The 21,760-nt window shown below is 65.2% G+C and carries 17 protein-coding genes and 1 pseudogene; 4 read left to right on the top strand and 14 right to left on the bottom strand.

The features are described 5' to 3' along the window. Nucleotides 1–323 precede the first annotated feature (323 nt). Genes N878_RS08675 through puuE form a run of 4 tightly spaced genes read right to left on the bottom strand, consistent with a single transcriptional unit; the run spans nt 324 to nt 3,666 of the window. Nucleotides 324–1,616: a urate hydroxylase PuuD gene (locus N878_RS08675; RefSeq protein WP_021443273.1), complete on the bottom strand. Its 1,293-nt coding sequence runs from the start codon at nt 1,614–1,616 to the stop codon at nt 324–326. A gap of 47 nt (nt 1,617–1,663) precedes the next feature. Beyond that, nucleotides 1,664–2,167, bottom strand: coding sequence for an ureidoglycolate lyase (locus N878_RS08670; RefSeq protein WP_021443272.1), 504 nt, complete (start codon nt 2,165–2,167; stop codon nt 1,664–1,666). 42 nt (nt 2,168–2,209) lie between these two features. Then, nucleotides 2,210–2,725, bottom strand: a complete 516-nt coding sequence (gene uraD, locus N878_RS08665) for a 2-oxo-4-hydroxy-4-carboxy-5-ureidoimidazoline decarboxylase (protein ID WP_021443271.1) — start codon at nt 2,723–2,725, stop codon at nt 2,210–2,212. Then, nucleotides 2,722–3,666 carry an allantoinase PuuE gene (gene puuE, locus N878_RS08660; RefSeq protein WP_031302931.1) on the bottom strand — a complete coding sequence of 315 codons (945 nt, stop codon included), beginning with the start codon at nt 3,664–3,666 and terminating at the stop codon, nt 2,722–2,724. Before puuE ends, uraD begins: the two co-directional genes overlap by 4 nt. Nucleotides 3,667–4,070: 404 nt before the next feature. Here puuE and uraH point away from each other — a divergent pair, with 404 nt between their 5' ends. Further along, on the top strand, nt 4,071–4,424 hold the full coding sequence (gene uraH, locus N878_RS08655) for a hydroxyisourate hydrolase (RefSeq protein WP_021443269.1): 354 nt from the start codon (nt 4,071–4,073) through the stop codon (nt 4,422–4,424). Between the two features lie 487 nt (nt 4,425–4,911). On the opposite strand, the gene N878_RS08650 is transcribed toward uraH, so the two are convergent. Continuing rightward, nucleotides 4,912–6,252: an NCS2 family permease gene (locus N878_RS08650; RefSeq protein WP_021443268.1), complete on the bottom strand. Its 1,341-nt coding sequence runs from the start codon at nt 6,250–6,252 to the stop codon at nt 4,912–4,914. Between the two features lie 594 nt (nt 6,253–6,846). Between N878_RS08650 and N878_RS08645 the strand changes: the two genes are divergently transcribed. Next, a complete protein-coding gene (locus tag N878_RS08645) occupies nt 6,847–7,614 on the top strand; it encodes a GntR family transcriptional regulator (RefSeq protein WP_021443267.1) in 768 nt (255 codons plus the stop codon). A gap of 141 nt (nt 7,615–7,755) precedes the next feature. On the opposite strand, the gene guaD is transcribed toward N878_RS08645, so the two are convergent. The 5 genes from guaD to N878_RS08620 form a co-directional block, all read right to left on the bottom strand. After that, a complete protein-coding gene (gene guaD, locus N878_RS08640) occupies nt 7,756–9,057 on the bottom strand; it encodes a guanine deaminase (RefSeq protein WP_021443266.1) in 1,302 nt (433 codons plus the stop codon). A gap of 170 nt (nt 9,058–9,227) precedes the next feature. After that, nucleotides 9,228–10,064 (bottom strand): xanthine dehydrogenase accessory protein XdhC, encoded by an 837-nt coding sequence (xdhC, locus tag N878_RS08635; RefSeq protein WP_021443265.1) that lies wholly within the window; start codon nt 10,062–10,064, stop codon nt 9,228–9,230. Between the two features lie 232 nt (nt 10,065–10,296). Further along, nucleotides 10,297–12,693, bottom strand: coding sequence for a xanthine dehydrogenase molybdopterin binding subunit (xdhB, locus tag N878_RS08630; protein ID WP_021443264.1), 2,397 nt, complete (start codon nt 12,691–12,693; stop codon nt 10,297–10,299). A gap of 62 nt (nt 12,694–12,755) precedes the next feature. After that, nucleotides 12,756–14,195, bottom strand: coding sequence for a xanthine dehydrogenase small subunit (gene xdhA, locus N878_RS08625; protein ID WP_021443263.1), 1,440 nt, complete (start codon nt 14,193–14,195; stop codon nt 12,756–12,758). A gap of 282 nt (nt 14,196–14,477) precedes the next feature. Next, on the bottom strand, nt 14,478–14,987 hold the full coding sequence (locus N878_RS08620; protein ID WP_031302930.1) for a MarR family winged helix-turn-helix transcriptional regulator: 510 nt from the start codon (nt 14,985–14,987) through the stop codon (nt 14,478–14,480). 83 nt (nt 14,988–15,070) lie between these two features. Between N878_RS08620 and N878_RS08615 the strand changes: the two genes are divergently transcribed. Together N878_RS08615 and N878_RS08610 are read left to right on the top strand one after the other, a co-directional pair. Continuing rightward, nucleotides 15,071–16,228, top strand: a complete 1,158-nt coding sequence (locus N878_RS08615; RefSeq protein ID WP_021443261.1) for a PLP-dependent aminotransferase family protein — start codon at nt 15,071–15,073, stop codon at nt 16,226–16,228. 137 nt (nt 16,229–16,365) lie between these two features. After that, entirely contained in the window at nt 16,366–16,968 is a 603-nt protein-coding gene (locus tag N878_RS08610) for a glutathione S-transferase family protein (protein ID WP_021443260.1), read from the top strand. On the opposite strand, the gene N878_RS08605 is transcribed toward N878_RS08610, so the two are convergent. The 4 genes and pseudogenes from N878_RS08605 to N878_RS28905 all read right to left on the bottom strand — a co-directional run. Continuing rightward, on the bottom strand, nt 16,969–17,535 hold the full coding sequence (locus tag N878_RS08605; RefSeq protein ID WP_021443259.1) for an AraC family transcriptional regulator: 567 nt from the start codon (nt 17,533–17,535) through the stop codon (nt 16,969–16,971). Nucleotides 17,536–17,621: 86 nt separating this feature from the next. Next, nucleotides 17,622–18,263 (bottom strand): response regulator transcription factor, encoded by a 642-nt coding sequence (locus N878_RS08600; protein WP_021443258.1) that lies wholly within the window; start codon nt 18,261–18,263, stop codon nt 17,622–17,624. Next, nucleotides 18,260–21,265: a sensor histidine kinase gene (locus N878_RS08595; RefSeq protein WP_021443257.1), complete on the bottom strand. Its 3,006-nt coding sequence runs from the start codon at nt 21,263–21,265 to the stop codon at nt 18,260–18,262. Before N878_RS08595 ends, N878_RS08600 begins: the two co-directional genes overlap by 4 nt. A gap of 34 nt (nt 21,266–21,299) precedes the next feature. Next, a pseudogene (locus N878_RS28905) lies at nt 21,300–21,760 on the bottom strand (alpha/beta hydrolase); the annotation flags it as partial.

The raw sequence follows: 21,760 nt of genomic DNA, 5'->3' as shown, positions 1-21,760 counted from the left end.
ACCTCTGCTCTGATCGAAGGAAAGCTGTCCAATCGGTCAGAATGTGCCGACTATACAACTTGTGGACATGGTTAAAAACAATTTATTTATGGATTGTGCACAAAAACTGAACCGCCGGTCAGCTTGCGCTGCCGGCGGTTCATGGGCGGGACGAGGCGATTGGCGCCAATGTGTTGGATGCGCCTGCACCCTGTAGGCGCGAATTTGCTCGCGCATCAAGGCTGGGCGCCCCCTTGGTGGCTGCAGAAGCCGTTCGGGGGATGGCTTGAGCGATCAATCTAAAAAAATGCCGCGCCCAGTCACGGGCGCGGCATGTGTGGCAATCAGTTGGTCTGGGCGCCCTGGGCGATCCAGCTGCCGATCAAATCGCGCTCGTCCTGGGTCATCTGGGTGATATTGCCCAGCGGCATGATCTGCGTGGCCACGGTCTGCGCATGGATCTTGGCCGCCTGCGCCTTCATCTGCTCGGGGGTGTCGAGCATGAAGCCGGCCGGCGCGGTGCTGAACATCGGGCTGCTCGGGGTGGCCGAGTGGCAGACGGTGCAGCGCTCGTGGATCACGCTCTCGACCTTGGCGAAGTCGGCGCTGCCAGTGCTCGCGGTTGCGGCGGCTGCGGCGCTTTCGCTGGCGGCGGGCGCCGCTTCGCTCACTTCCTCGACCTTGGCCAGGGTTTCGCTGGCGGCCTGTTCGACCACGGCCACCGGTGCGGCGGTCGGCGCCTGACGCACCGGGGCGGTGACGTAGGCCAGGCAGATCATGCCCAGCGCTGCGGCCGGCAGGGTCCAGACGTACTTGCTGCTCTCGTGGCGGGTGTTGAAGTAGTGACGCACCAGCACGGCCAGGATCGCGATACCGGCCAGGATCAGCCAGTTGTACTGGCTGCCGTAGGTGCTCGGGAAGTGGTTGCTGATCATGATGAACAGCACCGGCAGGGTGAAGTAGTTGTTGTGGCGCGAGCGCAGCAGGCCCTTGGCCGGCAGGGTCGGATCGGGCGTGGTGTTGTCTTCGATCGCCTTAACCAGCGCGCGCTGGGCCGGCATGATGGTGAAGAACACGTTGCCGACCATGATGGTGCCGATGATGGCGCCGACATGGATGTACGCAGCGCGGCCGCTGAAGATCTGGCTGAAGCCATAGGCGGCGGCGATGATCAGCACGAACAGCACGGCGCCGAGCAGGGCCGGGCGCTTGTCCAGTGGCGAATCACACAGGAAGTGATAGATCACGTAGCCGGCGATCATCGAGCCGAAGCCGATGACGATGCCCATGGCCGGTGCCAGCTCGACGCCCGGCTTGATCAGGTACAGGCTGGGGTTGAGGTAGTACACCACCAGCATCAGGGCGATGCCCGACAGCCAGGTGGCGTAGGCCTCCCATTTGAACCAGTGCAGGTTCTCCGGCATTTTCGGCGGAGCCAGCTTGTACTTTTCCAGGTGGTAGATGCCGCCGCCGTGAATCGCCCAGAGGTCGCCCGACAGGCCCTCGCGGGGATTGCTGCGGTTGAGGTTGTTCTCCAACCAGACGAAATAGAAGGATGCGCCGATCCAGGCGATGCCGGTGATCATATGGATCCAGCGGATGCCCAGGTTTAGCCATTCGGTGAAATGTGCTTCCACGATCTGTACCTCTTTCCCGGGGGAGGCACGCCAGCCCCGGGCTTCTCTTATTGGTGGGGGTTGAGGAGAAGGAGCTCGTCCTCATTGAAGAAATGCTCATCGCAGTTGTTGCCGGAACCACTGCGATCAACCACCAGGAAGTCATCCCGCTTTTCGATCGTCAGCACCGGGTGGTGCCAGACGCCGCGATGGTAATTGACGCCCTGCCTGCCATTGCTGAGGAAGGCACGGACGGACCCTGATACAGGTACATCGCCAACTGGCGCGACCACGATCAGAAAGGGGTTGCCGAGCAGCGGAATGAAGGCCTGGCTGCCCAGCGGATGGCGTTCCAGCATGCGGATGGTCAAGGGCATCTCCAGCGCCTCGGCGCTGAAGATGCTGATGATGGCCCGATCCTCCTGCTGCGCGGTCTCCACCGTGGCCAGCTTGTGATAGCGGCGGGTGGAGCCGTTGTTGATCATGAAGAAGTCGCTGCCCTCGGTTTCGATCACGTCACCGAAGGGGGCGAAGGCTTCTTTGCTCAGGGGCTCGATGGTCAGGCTACGCATGGCTGTTCTACTTGTTCTGCTCGGTTGAATGGGACTGCGGCCTTACAGCTGCTGCAGGCGGAACATGGCGATCTTGTTGATCTCGGACAGGGCGGTGGCGAATTCCTGCTCCGGCGTGTTGTGGATACGCTCTTCGAAGGCGGCCAGGATCTGGTGGCGGTTGCTGCCCTTGACGGCCTTGATGAAGGGGAAGCCGAACTTGGCCTTGTAGGCGTCGTTGAGTTCGGTGAAACGGGCGAACTCCTCGGCGGTGCATTCGTGGATGCCGGCGCCGGACTGTTCGGCGGTGCTGGAGGCGGTCAGCTCGCCGCGCACGGCAGCCTTGCCGGCCAGGTCCGGGTGCGCGTTGATCAGCGCCAGCTGGGCCTCGTGGCTGGCGGACAGGAGGATGTCGGCCATGCGCTGCTGCAGGCCGTCGATCTCGTCGACGGATGCGTCCAGGCCGAGATCGTAGGCCTTCTCGGCGACCCAGGGCGAGTGCTCGTAGATGTCGGCGAAGGCGGCAACGAAGGCCTCGCGGCTCAGCTGGGACGGGGTCAGGGTCTGGAAACGGCTCATTTGCTGCTCTCTTGTTCGGCGGTCGCACGGAAGGGGTGGGTGGCGTGCCAGTGCTTGGCGATGTCGACGCGGCGGGCGCACCAGACCTTGTCGTGGCTCTTCACGTAGTCGAGGAAGCGTGCCAGCGAAGCCAGGCGCGCCGGGCGGCCGAGCAGGCGGCAGTGCATGCCGATCGACAGCATCTTCGGTGCGCCGGCCTCGCCCTCGGCGTAGAGCACGTCGAAGGCGTCCTTGAGGTATTCGAAGAAGTCGTCGCCCTTGTTGAAGCCCTGCACCTGGGTGAAGCGCATGTCGTTGGTGTCCAGGGTGTAGGGGATCACCAGGTGCGGCTTCTCCGCGCTGCTGGCCGGGTCCCAGTAGGGCAGGTCGTCGTCGTAGGTGTCGGAGTCGTAGAGGAAACCGCCTTCCTCGCGCACAATGCGCCGGGTGTTCGGGCCCAGGCGACCGGTGTACCAGCCCAGCGGGCGCTCGCCGGTCAGCTCGGTGAGGATGCGGATGGCCTCGAGCATGTGCTCGCGCTCGGTGGCCTCGTCCATGTTCTGGTAATCGATCCAGCGGTAGCCGTGGCTGCAGATCTCGTGACCGGCGGCGACCATCTGGCGGATCGCCTCGGGATGACGCTGGGCGGCCATGGCCACGGCGAACACGGTCAGCGGAATGTCGTGTTTCTTGAACAGGTTGAGCAGACGCCACACGCCGGCGCGACTGCCGTACTCGTAGAGCGACTCCATGCACAGGTTGCGCTGGCCCTGCAGCGGCTGGGCGGCGACCATCTCGGAGAGAAAGGCCTCGGATTCCTTGTCGCCATGGAGGATGTTGCGCTCGCCACCTTCCTCGTAGTTGAGCACGAAGGACAGGGCGATGCGGGCATCGCCCGGCCAGTGCGGATGCGGAGGGGTGTCGCCGTAGCCGATCAAATCGCGTGGGTAATCAGCGCTCACTGCAGTCTTCCTATCTGGAACGTTGCGGTCACTGCGCGCCTCGGGATCGGAAGGCTGCGCGACCGGGATGGCTAATTGTATACAAAGTTAGTTGCCGTTTGTAAATCGACTTTTCGTCATTTTCTTCCCAGGTCGAGCAAGCAAGAAACTTGCCTGATTGGTCAGCTATGTGCTCCGCTGCTGGCGTGGCTGCTGAGTTGCATGCCGATGAGGCGCGAACGATCCGGTTGTCAGGTCGGGCTTTTTGCTGGATTTATTGTGTACAATTTTTGTGTAAAGTGTTTTATATTCGCTCTGCGTGCTATCCTGCCAGAGCGTCGGAGCACTGCGACGAGCCGATTTCAACAGAGTAGAGGAGGTGTGGTGTCCGTGTAGCCGCAGGCCGCGACGGGCGCCCGAGAGCCATGGGACGTTTGACTACGCATGTACTGGACGCCGCGCACGGTTGTCCGGGGAGTGACATCAAGGTCGAGCTGTACCGCGTCGAAGGCGCGCAGCTGGAGCTGATCAACAGCGTTACCACCAACCACGACGGCCGTTGCGATGCGCCGGTGCTGCAGGGCGAGGACTACCGCACGGGCGTCTACCAGCTGCACTTCCACGCCGGCGACTACTACCGCGCTCGTGGCGTGAAGCTGCCGGATACGGCGTTCCTCGATGTGGTGGTGCTGCGCTTCGGCATCGACGCCGGCCAGGAGCACTACCACGTGCCGCTTCTGATTTCCCCCTACAGCTACTCCACCTACCGCGGTAGCTGAGTGACTGGCGGGCCAACTGCCCGTAAGACGAATGCTTGTCACCCTCAGACTCGTTCGAGTCCTTAGGCCCGCTCACACTGCGGGCTTTTTTTTGCCCGCGTTGAGGGCTGTGTTGCCGGTCGCTTTGTGGGGCTGGCGGCGCTGGGGGTGTCATGGGGATCGCCACGTCACCCGAGCGCCGGGTAACCCAGCATAGCGCTTGTCGCTAGGCCGCCTGGTCGGCCACCAGTGGGGGAGCCGCATCTGGGCTGCGCTGCGCGCACCAGGTTCGACGCCTTCCACGGTACCAAGTGTGGATGCGGTGCGCGGGGCGCCCCCAACCGGGCTATCGCTGCCTGTGCCTGTGCCTGTGCCTGGCCAGGATGCAATCCGCGAAAGGCTGGGCGACATGCTTGCGGGGCGCGCCGAGGCTGCGCGTCCCGACGCCAATGGCCAAACGAAAAGCCCCGGCACATGGCCGGGGCTTCGATCAACACCAGGTTTGCCGTCAGAGGAAGGCGAACTTGGCGATAAAGATCACGCACAGCACGTACAGGCTCAGCGAGACCTTGTCGCGCTGGCCGGTCAGCAGCTTCAGCGTGGCGTAGGTGAGGAAGCCCAGGGCGATGCCGTTGGCGATGGAGAAGGTCAGCGGCATCATCACCACGGTGACGATGGCCGGGATGGTGTCGGTGTGGTCCTTCCAGTCGATATGGGCCATGCCGCTCATCATCAGCATCGCCACGTAGATCAGCGCGCCGGCGGTGGCGTAGGCGGGGATCATGCCGGCCAGCGGGGCGAAGAACATCGCCGCGAGGAACAGCACGCCCACGGCCACGGCGGTCAAACCGGTGCGGCCGCCAGCGGCCACGCCCGAGGCGCTCTCCACGTAGCTGGTCACCGGCGGGCAGCCGACCACGGCGCCGACCACGCTGGAGGTGGAGTCGGCCTTGAGCGCGCGGGACAGGTTCTGGATCTTGCCGTCTTCGTCCACCAGGTTGGCGCGGTGGGCCACGCCCATCAGGGTGCCGGCGGTATCGAACATGTTCACGAAGAGGAAGGCGAGGATTACGCTGATCATGGCCACGTTGAAGGCCCCGGCGATGTCCATGGCCAGGAAGGTCGGCGCCAGGCTCGGCGGCATCGACACCAGGCCGCCGTACTCCACCAGACCCAGGGCCCAGCCCAGCGCGGTGACGCCGAGCATGCTGAAGAGGATGGCGCCGAACACGTTGCGGTGGCTGAGCACGGCGATCAGCAGAAAGCACACGGCGGCGAGCAGGGCGTTGGGGTTACCGAACGAGCCCATGGTCAGCAGGGTGGCCGGGCTGTCGACGACGATGCCGGCGGTCTTCAGGCCGATCAGGCCGAGGAACAGGCCGACCCCGGCGCCCATGGCGAAGCGCAGGCTCATCGGGATGCTGTTGAGCAGCCACTCGCGGATCTTCGACAGGCTCATGATCATGAACAGCACGCCGGAGATGAACACCGCGCCGAGGGCGATCTGCCAGCTGTAGCCCATCTCGCCGACCACGGTGTAGGTGAAGAAGGCGTTGAGGCCCATGCCCGGTGCCAGGCCCACCGGCCAGTTGGCGTACAGGCCCATGAGGAAGCAGCCCAGCGCCGCGCCGATGCAGGTGGCGACGAAGGCCGCGCCGTGGTCGACGCCGGCACCGGCCATGATGTTGGGGTTGACGAAGATGATGTAGGCCATGGTGACGAAGGTCGTCAGGCCGGCCAGCAACTCGGTTTTGATGGTGGTGCGGTGCTCGGTCAGCTTGAAGAAGCGGTCGAGCAGACCGGTTCTTGCCAGTTGAGACGCGTGTTGTTCTTGTTTGACGCTTTCCACAGCGGGTACTCCTCATCTCTCTTGTTGTGTACCGCCCAGAGCCTTGCGCGAGGACAGCGGCTCTCTGAGGCAGGCGGTGCGTTCGCGGTGCTTCCTGGCTAAGTTGTTGACCGAGCGGTCAAGAAGTCACTCAGGCGCGATTATGCTGTTGTATACAAAAAATGCAATTAATGTTTTTAATGTTGCACAAATCGAACCCTGGGCCAATTTCGCCGCGAGAACGGGTGTAATTGGCGACAATGGCTGTCGCCGATTTTTAGAAAATTCATTTAAAACAAATAGATAGGATTTTTTGTGACGCCGTGCTCGGCATCGCGATCGAGATCGCCGGACAGGGGACTATGCCTGGTTAGCCGGTAATGGCCTGAGAAATGCTGGTTATATAAGGAAAGAATTTGAGCCGGCCCGCCGTTCGTCGCTTGCCCCCGGCTGAGCCCGAAAAGGGGTGGTCATACAACTCTGGTGCATCGATTGGTTGAATTGTGTACAATTGTCCGAATTTTTTTCCGATGATTTTTCTCCCGGTGCTTGTCAGCTACCGGGTAGAACACAGTAGAGTCGCAGTGTCGCCGACTCTCATTGACGCGAGCCAGAATGAACGATCAATTGCAGCCCCTCAAGAAGCAGCCGCGCACCGGCAAAAGCAGCCGCAGCGGGACTCAGGACGATGTCGTATACGCCCATATCTTCGATGCCATTCTCGAACAGCGTCTGGCGCCCGGCACCAAGCTGAGCGAAGAGGCCTTGGGCGAGATCTTCGGCGTCAGCCGTACCATCATTCGTCGCGCGCTGTCGCGCCTGGCCCACGAGGGCGTGGTGCTGCTGCGACCGAACCGCGGTGCGGTGGTCGCCAGCCCCAGCGTCGAAGAAGCCCGGCAGATCTTCTATGCACGCCGTCTGGTCGAGCGCGCCATCACCGAGCTGGCGGTCGAGCACGCTACCGCCGAGCAACTGGCCGAGCTGCGGCAGATGGTCAAGGACGAGCAGGACAGCTTCTCGCGCGGCGATCGCGGCGCCGGCATCCGCCTGTCCGGCGAGTTCCACCTCAAGCTGGCCGAGGCCGCGCGTAACGCGCCGCTGGTGAGCTTCCAGCGCAGCCTGGTGTCGCAGACTTCGCTGATCATCGCCCAGTACGAAAGCGGCAGCCGCTCGCATTGTTCCTACGACGAGCACAACCAGCTGATCGACGCCATCGAGGCGCGCGATGCCGAGCGTGCGGTGCACCTGATGATGCACCACATGGACCATATCGACAGCAAGCTCAATCTGGACGAGGAAAGCGCCTCGGATGACCTGCACGCGGTGTTCTCGCACCTGCTGCAGACCAAGAAGAAGTCCGGGCGTAGCGCCGCCAACCGCTGATTGACGGCGTTGTAGAAAAAAGCCCCGATGCTCGCGCCTCGGGGCTTTTTTGTTTCAGCGGGGTAGGGTGCGCTGTGCGCACCACGGCCCCTGGAAAATCGCTGGTGCGCGCGACCTGGGTGGACCCGCGCCCCCCTACGCTTAGCGCTGGTGCACCGACACGCCGGCGGCGAAGGTTTCCTTCACCGCGCGGTCGTCACCGAGCATGGTCAGGGCGAACAAACGCTCTTCCAGGCTCCTGGCCTGCTGCATGCGGTAGCTCATCAGCGGCGTGGCGTTGTAGTCCAGCACCAGGAAGTCGGCGTCCTTCCCGGGCAGGAAGTTGCCCAGCCGGTCGTCCAGATACAGCGCATTGGCGCCCCCCAGGGTGGCCAGGTACAGCGACTTGAACGGGTCGAGCTTCTTGCCCTGCAGCTGCATGATCTTGTACGCCTCGTTCAGCGATTGCAGCTGGCTGAAGCTGGTGCCGGCGCCGACATCGGTACCCAGGCCGACGCGCACGCCGTGCGCTTCCAGCTTGTTCAGGTCGAACAGGCCGCTGCCCAGGAACAGGTTGGAGGTCGGGCAGAAGGCCACCGCCGAGCCGGTTTCGGCCAGGCGCTTGCACTCCTCGTCGCACAGGTGCACGCCATGGGCGAACACCGCGCGCGGGCCGATCAGCTTGTGGTGGTCGTAGACGTCGAGATAGCCCTTGCGCTCGGGAAAGAGTGCCTTGACCCATTCGATTTCCTTGCGGTTCTCGGACAGGTGGGTGTGCATGTACAGGTCCGGGTACTCGCCCAGCAGCTTGCCGGCCAGCTCCAGTTGCTCCGGGGTGCTGGTGGGGGCGAAGCGCGGGGTGACCGCATAGTGCAGGCGACCCTTGCCGTGCCAGCGCTCGATCAGGGCCTTGCTCTCGGCGTAGCCGGTTTCGGCGGTGTCGGTCAGGTAGTCCGGGGCGTTGCGATCCATCAGCACCTTGCCGGCGATCATGCGCAGGTTGAGCTTGTCGGCCTGCTCGAAGAAGGCGTCCACCGATTGCGGGTGTACGGTGCCGAACACCAGGGCGGTGGTAGTGCCGTTGCGCAGCAGTTCCTTGAGGAAGATCGCCGCCACGTCGCTGGCGTGAGCCTTGTCTTCGAACTGCCGCTCGGTGGGGAAGGTGTAGGTGTTGAGCCAGTCCAGCAACTGCTCGCCGTAGGAGGCGATCATGCCGGTCTGCGGGTAGTGGATATGGGTGTCGATGAAGCCGGGGGTGATCAGCGCGTCGCGGTAGTGCTGGACGTCGACGCCGGCCAGTTTCGGCAGCAGCTCGGCAGCGGCGCCGACCTGGGCGACCTTGCCATTTTCGATCAGCAGGATGCCGTCCTCGAAATACTCATAGGACTGCTCGACGCCGACCACGGCCGGGTCGGCGAGGCTGTGCAAAATGGCGGCGCGGTAGGCTTTGACGTTGGTGGTCATGGGGCTCAAATCTCAGATCAAGGTAGTACGGGTAGGTTGGGCTGAGCTCCGCGAAGCCCAACACGAGGGTCGTGAGCCTGGAGTTGCCGCAAACCGGGCCCGCCGGGCGGAGTGCTGCGCACTCCCTGTTGGGCCGGGCCGCGATCGGCTTCGCAGCGCTCAGCGCCAACCTACGGCTGGGTGCGGCGCGAGGCGGGCAACAGCTTGGCCACGCTGGACTCGCCCTTCTTCACGTCCTGGCCGAAGCTGGCGTTGTAGGTGGCGATCACCTCGCCGGCGATGGACACGGCAATTTCCACCGGCAGCTTGCCTTTCACTTCCGGCAGACCCATGGGGCAGCGCATGCGCGCCATCAGGGATTCCTCGAAGCCGCGTTCGCGCAGGCGATGCTCGAACTTGACGCGCTTGGTCTTCGAGCCGATCAGGCCGTAGTAGGCGAAGTCGCCGCGTTTGAGGATCGCCGCGGTCAGCTCCAGGTCGAGCTGGTGATTGTGGGTCATGACGATGTAGTAACTGCCGGGCGGCATGTTCTCCACCTCGTCGACTACTTCGTCATTGACGATCTTCTCCACGCCGGCGGGGATATGCTCGGGAAATTCGTTCTCCCGCGAGTCGATCCAGCGCACCTTGCACGGCAGGCTGGCGAGCAGCGGCACCAGCGCGCGGCCGACATGGCCGGCGCCGAACACGGCGATCTGCGCCTGTGGCTGGCCCATGGGCTCGAACAGCAGCACGGTGGCGCCGCCGCAGCACTGGCCCAGGCTGGCGCCAAGGGAGAAGCGCTCCAGACGGGTGTCCTGGCTGCGGCTGGCGAGCATCTCGCGGGCCATTTCCATGGCCTTGTATTCCAGATGGCCGCCGCCGATGGTCTCGAAGATGCGCTCGGCGGTGACCACCATCTTCGAGCCGGCGTTGCGCGGCGTCGAGCCGCGTTCCTCGATGATGGTCACCAGCACGCAGGCTTCGCCTTTTTGCTGCAGCTCGGCGAGGGCACTGATCCAGCTCATTTGCTCAGCCTCCAGGAAGGCGTGGTCTGTCCCGGGCGCGGCAGGCGCCAGTTGCTCGGCGACGGGTCGAGAATCGGCACCGGTGCCGGGCGAGCAGGGCGGTTATTCGGTTCGGTGTGTTTTGTCATTGTTGTACACCCATTCATCATTCATTCGCAGTCTGTGGGAGGCGCTTCAGCGGCGACCTTCGCGGCTGAAGCTCCTCCCACGGCAGCCTGAGGCTGTATCGGCGTCAGGCAGGTTCGACCTCGGCAGTGCTGGCTGCCTTGCTCTGTGCTTTCAGCTTGCGCATCTGCTCCACACCCCAGAGCACGCGCTCAGGCGTGGCCGGGGCGTCGATCTGCGGTTGCACCTTGTAGTCGGCCAGGCTGGCCACGGCGTCCTTCAGGGCGCACCAGGCGGCGATGCCGAGCATGAAGGGCGGCTCGCCCACGGCCTTGGAGTGGAACACGGTGTCTTCCGGGTTCTTGCGGTTTTCCACCAGCTTCACGCGCAGGTCGATGGGCATGTCGGCGATGGCCGGGATCTTGTAGCTGGCCGGGCCGTTGGTCATCAGCTTGCCCTTGGCGTTCCACACCAGCTCTTCCATGGTCAGCCAGCCCATGCCCTGGACGAAGGCGCCTTCGACCTGGCCGATGTCGATGGCCGGGTTCAGCGAGTCGCCGACGTCGTGCAGGATGTCGCCGCGCAGCATGCGGTATTCGCCGGTCAGGGTGTCGACCAGCACTTCCACGCAGGCCACGCCGTAGGCGTAGTAGTAGAAGGGGCGGCCGGCGGCCTTGTCGCGGTCGTAGTAGATTTTCGGCGTGCGGTAGAAACCGGTCGACGACAGCGAGACCTGGCCGAAGTAGGCCTTCTGGATCATCTCCTCGAAGGACAGGAAGTGATCACGCACGCGTACCTGGCCGTTGCGGAACTCCACGTCTTCCGGGGTGACCTTGTACTCGCGCACCAGGAAGTCCACCAGGCGCTGCTTGATGGTTTCGGCCGCGTTCTTCGCCGCCATACCGTTGAGGTCGGCGCCGCTGGAGGCTGCGGTCGGCGAGGTATTGGGCACCTTGTCGGTGTTGGTGGCGGTGATCTGGATGCGCTCGATATCGACCTGGAACACTTCGGCCACGACCTGCGCGACCTTGGTGTTGAGGCCCTGGCCCATCTCGGTGCCGCCGTGGTTGAGGTGGATCGAGCCGTCGGTGTAGATATGGATCAGCGCGCCGGCCTGGTTGAGGAAGGTGGCGGTGAAGCTGATGCCGAATTTCACCGGGGTCATGGCCAGGCCTTTCTTCAATACCGGGCTCTTGGCGTTGAAGGCGCGGATTTCCTCGCGGCGCTTGGCGTACTCGCAGCTCTGCTCCAGCTCGGCGGTCATTTCGTGAATGACGTTGTGCTCGACGGTCTGGTGGTAGTGGGTGACGTTGCGCTCGGTCTTGCCGTAGTAGTTGAGCTTGCGCACTTCCAGCGGGTCCTTGCCCAGGCTGCGGGCCACGGCGTCCATCACTTCCTCGATGGCGACCATGCCCTGCGGGCCGCCGAAACCGCGGTAGGCGGTGTTCGACGCGGTGTTGGTCTTGCAGCGATGACCGTTGATGGTGGCGTTGCCGAGGAAGTAGGCGTTGTCGGAGTGGAACATAGCGCGGTCGACGATGGAGCCGGACAGGTCCGGCGAGTAGCCGCAGTTGCCGGCCAAGTCCATCTCGATGCCGTGCAGCAGGCCGTCGTCATCGAAGCCGACGTCGTACTCGACGTAGAAGGGGTGACGCTTGCCGGTCATGCTCATGTCTTCCATGCGCGGCAGGCGCATCTTGGTCGGCCGACCGGTCAGGTGGGCGATGACTGCGCACAGGCAGGCCGGGCCGGCGGCCTGGGTTTCCTTGCCGCCGAAACCGCCGCCCATGCGGCGCATGTCGATGACGATCTTGTTCATCGGCACGCCGAGCACTTCGGCCACCAGTTTCTGCACCTCGGTGGGGTTCTGCGTCGAGGTGTAGACCAGCATGCCGCCGTCTTCAGTCGGCATCACCGATGAAATCTGGGTTTCCAGGTAGAAGTGCTCCTGGCCGCCGATATGCAGGGTGCCCTGCAGGCGACGCGGGGCGCTGGCCAGTTGGCTGGCCGAGTCGCCAATGCGGTGGGTGTGGCTGGCGAGCACGAAATGCTTCTTGCGGTAGGCCTCGACCACGTCGAGCACCGGCTCCAGGTCCTCGTATTCGACGATCGCGGCCATCGCCGCCTTGCGCGCGGTTTCCAGGTTGTCGGCGGCCACCGCCAGCACCACCTGGCCAACGTACTCGACCTTGCCGTCGGCCAGCAGCGGGTCGCCGGCGACCACCGGGCCGATATCCAGCTGGCCTGGTACGTCATCCTTGGTGATGGCGATGGCCACGCCCGGAAACTCGTAGCAGGGGCGGGTGTCGATGCGCAGGATGCGCGCATGGGCGCGATCCGACTGGCGCGCGTAGACGTGCAACTGGTTGGGGAATTCCAGGCGGTCGTCGACATAGACCGCTTCGCCGGACACGTGCTTGTCCGCGCTCTCGTGCTTGACGCTGCGGCCGACGCCGCTGGTCATGCCGGCGCGGAACAGGGCGGCCAGCTCTTCCTGGGATTTGTGTTCGATATGACTGGACATCTTCGCCTCCAAAACTTCGCATGCCGCCGGGCGTGCCGGCGGCGTATCAATTCACTGCGCCATCAGGCGTAAGCGGTAACCCGGGTTTCGACCTCGGGCGACTGCTGCTCCAGGAAGAACTTGCGCAGCAGGTTCTGGGCAGTGAGCAGGCGGTATTCCTTGCTGGCGCGGAAATCCGACAGCGGGGTGAAGTCCTCACCCAGCGCGTCGCAGGCGCGTTCGATCACGCCCGGATACCAGGCCGAGCCGACCAGGGCCGCTTCGCAGGCGCTGGCGCGTTTGGGGATGGCGGCCATGCCGCCGAAGGCGATGCGCGCTTCGGTGACCACGCCGTCGACGATAGTCAGGTTGAAGGCGGCGCAGACGGCGGAGATGTCGTCGTCCAGGCGCTTGGACACCTTGTAGGCGCGGAACGCCTGGTTGGCCTGGGCGCGCGGCACGATGATCTTCTCGATGAATTCGGCTTCCTGGCGGGCGGTAACCTTGTAGTCGAGGAAGTAGTCCTGCAGTGGCAGGATGCGCCGGGTGTTGCCCTGGCGCAGGGCGATCTGCGCGCCGAGGGCGATCAGCAGCGGCGGGGCGTCGCCGATGGGCGAGGCGTTGCCGATATTGCCGCCCAGGGTGCCCTGGTTGCGGATCTGCAGCGAGGCGAAGCGGTGCAGCAGCTCGCCGAAGTCCGGGTACTCGCGCGACAGCGCGTCGTAGCAGTCGGACAGGGCCGCGGCAGCGCCGATCTCGATGGCGCTGTCGGTCACCTCGATGCGCTTCATGTCTTCGATATGGCCGACGTAGATCATCACCGGCAGTTCGCGGTGAAACTGGGTGACTTCCAGGGCCAGGTCGGTGCCGCCGGCGAGCAGGCGGGCTTCCGGGTTGGCGGTGTAGAGATCGGCCAGGTCGGCCACGGTCAGCGGCACCAGGCAGCGCTTGTCGCCACTGTTGAGCTCGGCGGTCTCGCGTGGGGCGATGGCCTTGAGCCGGGTCACGGTGTCTGTTTCAAAGGCGTCGAACTGGTCCGGCTGCTTCTGGCAGCAGGCCTGCTCGGCGGCGTCGATGATCGGGCGGTAGCCGGTGCAGCGGCACAGGTTGCCGGCCAGGGCTTCCAGGGTCTGGCCCTTGTCGTAGCCGGTGGAGTTCTTCTGCAGGGCGAACAGCGACATGATGAAGCCGGGGGTGCAGAAGCCGCACTGCGAGCCGTGGCAGTCGACCATCGCCTGCTGCACGCTGTGCAGCTTGCCCTGGTGCTTGAGGTCTTCGACAGTGATCAGTTGCTTGCCGTGCAGGCTGGAGACGAAGGTCAGGCAGGAGTTGAGGGTGCGGTAGCGCACGCGGTCGCCCTCGAGCTCGCCCACCACCACGGTGCAGGCACCGCAGTCGCCGGAGGCGCAGCCTTCCTTGGTTCCGGTTTTGCCGACGTGTTCACGCAGGTAGTTGAGCACGGTGACGTTGGGGTCCAGGGCATGCTCGGTACGCAGCTCCCGGTTGAGTAAAAACTGGATCAAGGACGACCTCCAGGCACTTTATTGTTATGACTCGGTTGGCTGGCCAGGTGATGCACGCACTGCAAGGCCCTGGCGCGGGCTGCCATGGGGCCAATCTAGAGTTTTCTGACTTTTGGGTCAACAAATATTTGACCTTGTGGTCAGCCGATTGTCATGCAATTCGGTTATGAGCCGGGCGCGGGGCGAGAGGCCTGTTTTCAGGCTAGCGGCTTTTGTGCCAGCGGTGTGCCTGGATCGCCAGGAGGGGCGCTCGTCGGTCTGCCAGAGCGCCCGCGTGCGGGGTCAGCGGCGCACGGTCAGCGCCTGGTTGACCTTGAGCCAGCCCTGCACGGCCTCTTCGCCAACTTCGGCGAACACCCGCTGCAGCAGGCGCGCCTGTTCGCGGCGCAGGGCCTGTTCCAGTTTGGCGCCTTCGGCGGTGAAACCGAGTAGGCGCTTGCGCTTGTCGTCCGCCGCGGCCTCGCTGTGCACCAGGTGCATTTCCATCAGCTGGCGCAGCGGCGTGTTCAACGCCTGCTTGCTCACGCCGAGATAGCCGAGCAGTTCCTTCATGCTCAGCCCCGGGTACTTGGCGATGAAGAACAGGATGCGGTGGTGCACCCGCGACAGGCCGCGCTTGGCCAGCATCTCGTCGGGCTTGGCGGTGAAGGCCTGGTAGCCGAAGAAGAAAGCCTCCATGGCGGCCTGTTGGACGGCCGGGTTTTTCATGGCCTGCCATCCGTGGCGGCCACCCTGCGGGCCGTCGCTGGGCGACGTTAAAAATTTCTCGGGGAAATTTTTTAGGTCAGTCATATTGACGTATCTCTGGGTGGCATCGTAGTTTCGGTCAAGCAGTTTGACTTAAATTTCCAGCCTTTTGCACCCCAGGTAATCCCATGGCCTTCTCCGAACGCATCGCCCGCCTGAAAAGCTCCCTGATCCGTGAAATTCTCGCCGCGGCGCAGCGTCCGGAGGTGATGTCCTTCGCCGGCGGGCTGCCGGCCGAACCCATGCTGCCGAAGGTGGACTGGGCCGAGATGCCGGCGAGCATGGGCCAGTACGGCATGAGCGAGGGCGAGCCGGCCCTGCGCGAGGCCATTGCCGCCGAGGCGCGCGCCCTGGGCGTGCCCTGCGAGGCCAGCCAGGTGCTGATCGTCAGCGGCTCGCAGCAGACCCTGGACCTGGCGTCCAAGCTGTTCATCGATCCGGGCACCGAGGTGCTGCTCGAGGCGCCGACCTACCTGGCTGCGCTGCAGGCCTTCCAGCTGTTCGGCGCCGATTGCATCAGCGTGCCGCAGGAGGCCGATGGCCCCGAGCTGGCCGCGCTGCGCCAGCGTCTGGAAAAGCACAAGCCGGCCTTCGCCTACCTCATCCCGACCTTCCAGAATCCGTCCGGCACCCGTTACAGCGAAGCCAAGCGCGAAGCGGTGGCGGCGCTGCTCGACGAGTTCGGCGTGACCCTGATCGAGGACGAGCCCTACCGCGAGCTGGTGTTCGATGAAGGCCAAGCCACGCCCATCGTCAGCCGCCTGAAGAAGGCCAGCTGGATCTACACCGGCACCGTATCCAAGACCCTGCTGCCGGGCCTGCGCGTCGGCTACCTGATCGCCACCAAGGACCTGTACCCGCATCTGCTGCGCCTGAAGCAGTCGGCCGACCTGCACACCAACCGTATCGGCCAGTGGCAGGCGCTGCAGTGGCTGGGCAGCGAGCAGTACCGCGGCCACCTGGCCGAGCTGCGCGATTTCTACCGCATCCGCCGCGACGCCATGCAGGCCGCGCTGCTGGAGCACTTCGCCGATCTGGCCGAGTGGGAAATTCCGCAGGGCGGGCTGTTCTTCTGGCTGACCCTCAAGCAGCCGCTGGATACTCGCACATTGCTCGATGCGGCCCTGGCGCAGAACGTCGCCTTTATGCCGGGTGAGCCGTTCTTTATCGATCCGGACGCCAACGCCGGTTATCTGCGACTGAACTTCAGCCATGTGGCTCCGGAGCGCCTGGGCGAAGGCCTGCGCCGCCTCGCGGCAGTTATCCGCGAGGCGCAGGGGGCATGATTGAGTTTTCCCCCTGTAGGAGCGGCTGGGCGGCATTCCGCTTCAGCCGCGAATTTCGCGGATAAACCCGCTCCTACAGAAGCTGGGCTGATTGGCGGCGAGCTTGCCGCGAGGATTGATGTAGGGAGGGCAATGCGATGTACAAGGTCTACGGCGATTACCGTTCGGGCAACTGCTACAAGGTCAAGCTGATGCTGCATCTGCTGGGCAAGGAGTACCAGTGGATTCCCGTCAACATCCTCAAGGGCGAGACGCAGAGCGAAGCCTTCCTGGCCAAGAATCCCAACGGCAAGATCCCGGTGCTGGAGCTGGACGACGGCGCCTGCCTGTGGGAGTCCAACGCCATCCTCAACTACCTCGCCGAGGGCAGCGAGTTCCTGCCCAGCGAGCCGCGCCTGCGCACTCAGGTGCTGCAGTGGCAGTTCTTCGAGCAGTACAGCCACGAGCCCTATGTTGCGGTGGCGCGTTTCATCCAGCTCTACCAGGGCATGCCCGAGGAACGCCGCGAGGAGCACGCGCGCTGCCTGAAGCTCGGCTACAAGGCCCTGAAAGTGATGGAGAAGCAGCTCGAACGTACGCCCTATCTGGTCGGTGAGCATTACTCCATTGCCGATATCGCCCTGTATGCCTACACCCATGTGGCAGGCGAAGGCGGCTTCAGCCTCGAAGCCTTCCCGGCCATCCGCGCCTGGCTCGAGCGGGTGGCCAGCCATCCGCGTCATGTGACCATGCTGGGCTGATCAACGCTCGGTGGTAGCCTGCGTCTTCGCGGCGCAGCGCTGTCGCCACAGCAGTGGGCTCATCCCGGTCTCGCGCCTAAAGGTGCGGGTGAAGTGCGACTGGTCGCAGAAACCGTGGGCATGGGCAATCTGCGTCAATGGCTGATCGGTGGCCAGCATCATCGCCCTGGCCGCTTCGATACGCTTGCGCGCCACGTAGGCCAGCGGCGTGATGCCGAAGGTCTGCTTGAACACATGGGAGAAGTGGCTGCTGCTCAGGTTGAGCTGAGCGGCCAGGTGGCAGGTGCGGATCGGTGTATCCAGATGCCGGCTGATGTATTCGTCCAGACGCCGCGTTTGCCAGCGGTTCAGGCCCGCCGCATGGCGCAGGTCGCTCTCGCTGCCGTCGTTCGCCTGCCGCAGCAGTTCCATGGCCTGGTCGAGGTAGGCGTAGGCGCGCAGGGTGTCTTGCTGCAGGGCCGCTCCGGCATCGGCCAGCAGTTCGGCGATCCGTGCAAGCGTCTGGGCATTGTCCAGCGCCTTTGCCAGACAGGGCGTGATGCCCTGAGTTTCTCCGAGCGAGCCCATATGAAGCCTCCTTGTCTGGTCGTACGCAGAGCATGCGCGGCGGAGCTGTCGGCGCCCAGCTCACAAGGTGGGGACGGGGAGCAACACTAAAGTGGCAGGCCCACCTCGAGGACCCCGCGCTGCACGGCGATGGCCACGGCGTGGGTGCGGTTGTTGGCGCCGAGCTTGTCCATGACCAGGCGCATATGCCCCTTGACCGTATCCTCGGTGATGCGCAGTTGCAGGGCGATATCGCGGTTGGAGTAGCCCAGTGCCGCGGCCTGCAGCACCTCCACCTCGCGCGCGCTGAGGCACTGCTGGCCGATATGCTCGGCCAGTTCGGCGGCGATTTCCGGCGGAATGTGGCGTTTACCCGCGGCCACCTGGCGGATGGTCTCGACCAGCTCCTTGCGCAGGCTGCTTTTCAGCAGATAGGCCTGGGCGCCGGCCTGGATGGCGTGCAGGGCGCGCACGTCGCCGCGGTAGGTAGTGAGGATGGCGATGCGCGCATCCGGGCATTCGCTACGGATCGCCTGGATGCTCTCGATGCCGGTCATGCGCGGCATCTGCAGGTCCATCAGGGTGACGTCCGGGCGCAGGCGGCGGAAGCAGTCCAGCGCTTCTTGGCCGTCGCCGGCCTCGCCCACCAGCTCGATATCCGCCTGAGCGGCGAGAACGGCGGCGATGCCCTCGCGCAGCAGCGGGTGGTCATCGGCGACCAGCACGCGGATGGGGGTGGCGATGCTCATGGGTGCGGGCTCCTCGTGAGTCTTTTCCAGGGTAGCCAGCGGCGCGCGCAAGGCTCCTTCTGCCGGTAGGCCAGTACGCCGACCAGTGTCAGTCGGACCTGGCTGCCGCGCCCCTGGGCGCCGTGAATGCTGAGGGTAGCGCCAATCTTCGCGGCGCGCTCGTACATCCCGCGCAGGCCCCAGTGATCGGCGGCCTCGCTGCTGTCCAGGTAATCGGCGCGAATGCCGCAGCCATCGTCGACCACCTGCAGCTCGAACTGGCGCGGGTCATAGTCCAGCTGCAGCTGCACGAGGCTGGCGCGGGCATGGCGAAAGGCGTTGCCGACGGCCTCGCGCGCCAGCAGGTACAGCTCATCGTGAACCACCGGATGCAGGGCAATGGGGGTGCCCTTTATGTCGATCCGATAGGTTACGCCCGGGTGATCGAGCAGATGCTCCAGCTCGCCCAGTGCCTGGGGCAGGTCGACGGGGCCTTGAGGCACGCTGCGCAGATCGCGCACCCGCTCGCGACCCTCGTTGATCACCTGGTCGGCGCGGTCCAGTGCCTTTTCCAGCAGGCCGCGGCTGGGCTGTCCGACGGGCAGGCTGTCGGCCGCGGCCTGCACGTGCAGCATCAACCCCTGCACCCCCTGCAACAGGGTGTCGTGCAGCTCGCGGGCGATGCGCTCGCGCTCCTCGTGACGCTCTTCCAGGCGGGTGCGCAGCCGCTCCGCCGCGCGCCGCATGTTGCTGCGGTAGAGCAGATGCAGGCTGCCGAGCAGGGCGACGCCGAGCGCCAGGAGAAACCAAGGCTGGCGGTAGAACAGCGGTGCGATGCTGAAGTCGAGTTCGGCGTCCTGTTCGCTGGCGACCCCGTTCTGGTTGAGGGCGCGTACCCGGAAGCGGTAGTCGCCCGCGGGCAGGCCGGTGTAGGTGACTTCCCGCTGGCGGCCGGCGGATTGCCAGGCGTGATCGAAGCCGTCGAGGCGATAGAGAAAATGCAGGCCCTGCGGCGCCGACAGGCTCGGCGCGCCGTAGCCGATGACCAGACGCCGGCTGTCCGCCGGCAGCTCGGCGGTTGCACCGAGCGGCAGCGCCTCGCCGTCCACCACCAGCGATTCGATGCGCACGCGCGGCGCCGCACTGTTCTGCGGGGCGCGCAGCGGGTTCAGGCCGACCACGCCGTTGCGGGTGACGAACCATAGCCGATTCTCGCCGGCGCGCACTGCGGTGGGCAGGGCCAGTACCTGGTGCGGGTCGTTGGCCAGGCCGCCCTGTGCATCGTAGGTGCGGTAGCGGATCTGATGCGCGGGGTTGGCCAGGGCCAGGGCGATCTCCGCGGCGGGCAGCTGGAAGATGCCGCCCTGGCCCTGCAGCCAGAGATCCTCACCGGCCTCGACCCGCACCGGGACGATGGCGTAGAGGTTGTCGAACAGACCGTTGTCCGGCAGCGGCAGGCGCTGAAAGCGCTGTCCGTCGAAGTGCGCCAGGCCACGCTGGCCGCCGACCCAGGCATGACCGGGCTGATGGGCCATGGCGGTCACATGGCCGACATCCAGGCCTTCGGCCGCGCCCCAATGGCGTTCGCCGCCGTCGTCGTGGCGGACGATCAGGTTGTCGCGATAACCGAACCAGCGGCCGCCATCGGGCGCCAGGGCGGCGCTGACCGGCATCTGCTGCGCCGGCTTGGCGCTCGGCGGCGGCAGCTCGTGCCAGCGCCCGTCGCGCAGGACGAACAGGCCCTGGCGGTTCAGCGACAGCCACAGCGCGCCGTGGCGATCCACCAGCATGGCGCGCACCGCGGAGTCCAGGCTGCGTTGCACCGGCAGCTCGGCGACTTTTTGCAGGCTGTCGCCGCTGCTGCGCCAGATGCCCTGTGGACCGGCCAGCCAGGCGTTGCCCTGGCTGTCGCGGGCGGTGGCGCTGATCGGCGTCTGCAGCGGCAGATGCTGCAGGTCGTCGCGATCCAGGCGCATCACCGGCAGGTTGCTGCTGCCGGCCCAGAGCGCGCCGGTCCGATCCGCCACCAGGGCCAGATTCTGCGCATTGGCGGGCAAGCCCGCCGGTTGCAGCGGTCGGTCGCGCAGGCGATCCAGGCCATCGTGCGTGCCTATCCAGAGGCTGCCTTCGTTGTCCTGATGCAGCGGCGCAACGAGGTCGGAGCTGAGCCCGTCGCGAGCAGCGAAGCGTTCGATGGCGTTGAAACCGCCCAGCGCGTGGCGATCCGGCTGCGCCACATGCAGCAGGCCGTTGCCGGCGGTGCTCAGCCACAGCGCGCCACGTTGGTCGAACAGCAGGGCGTTGACCGGCTCGCCGACCCCGATGCGACTGGCCTGCCAGGTCGAGCTATCCAGCCGCAGTACCGACTCGCCGTCGCGTTCGGCCAGCCACAGCGCGCCATCGGGCGCCTGGACGATCTGCCGGGGACGCCTGACCGCGATGCCGCTGTCGCGCAGCGTCCGGGCGCCGGGCTCCAGCGCATAGAGGCGCCGCTCGTCGGCCACCCATAGCCGGCCGTTGCTGTCGACCAGCAGGGCGTAGGCGTTCGCGCCGACGAAGCCGGCTTCGCTGGAAAGCTGCTGCCAGCTTTGCCCGTCGAAGCGCAGCAGGCCGTCGTTGGCCGCAGCCCATAGCTGGCCGTCGGCGGTCTGCGCCAGGTCGTAGACCGTGCCGCGGCCCAGGTCGAAGGCGGCCGCGACCTCGCCCTCGGCGTCGATCAGGCGCACGCCGCCGTTGCGCAGGCCCACCCACAGGCCCTGGTCGCTGGCCAGCAGGCTGGAGACTATGCCCAGTTCCTGCTGATCGGCGGCGCGGTAGCGGGTGAAACTCAGGCCGTCGAAGCGATACAGCGAATCATGGGTGCCGAGCCACAGATAGCCGTCGCGGGTCTGCGCCAGGGCGCCGATCTGGCTGGGGCTGTCGTCGTTGAGCGTCCAGCGCCGATGTTCGAAGCGTTGCTGCAGTTCGTCAGCGTCGGCGCGAACGGCGGCGCAGAGCAGCAGGCACAGCAGGGCCAGTGCCACGAACAGAGGATGAAGCTGCGAGGCGGTCGGCGATTCAGAAGCGTCCCAGCTGGTTTTGTGCCCATTCGATGCAGTAGTCGGCAATGGTTTCCCAACCCGGTTCGGCAATCAGCCAGTGGCTGTAGCCGCTGAAGTGTTTGAAAGTGGTGACCGCCGTCGAGCCCCGGTGGCGCCGATAGGCCGCCGCGACCGTGGCGGCGCGGACGCTACGGTCCGCGCCCGCAGCAATCAGCAACAGCGGCGGGCGGTCGGGATTGCCGAAGTCGATACGGCTACCGATGCCCAGCGCGTTGTCGAAGAATACCCGGCCCGGTGCCGGCACGATATGCCGCGCGTATGCGGCGGCCTGCCGCTCTGGCGTCAGTGTCTGCGCCATAGTGCGGGCGAAATGTTGCGGGCTCATGTGCAGCACGCCGCGCCAGCACGCCTGGCGCAGCAGCCAGGGCCCGCTGTCGCGCAGCCCTTCCAGCCCACCGTGGGCCGGTGGCGCGATGG

It is taken from the genome of Pseudomonas sp. EGD-AK9 (assembly GCF_000465935.2).
Classification (GTDB): domain Bacteria; phylum Pseudomonadota; class Gammaproteobacteria; order Pseudomonadales; family Pseudomonadaceae; genus Aquipseudomonas.
The sequence above is the reverse complement of the archived record's forward strand: the minus strand, read 5'-3'. Positions and strand labels throughout refer to the sequence as shown.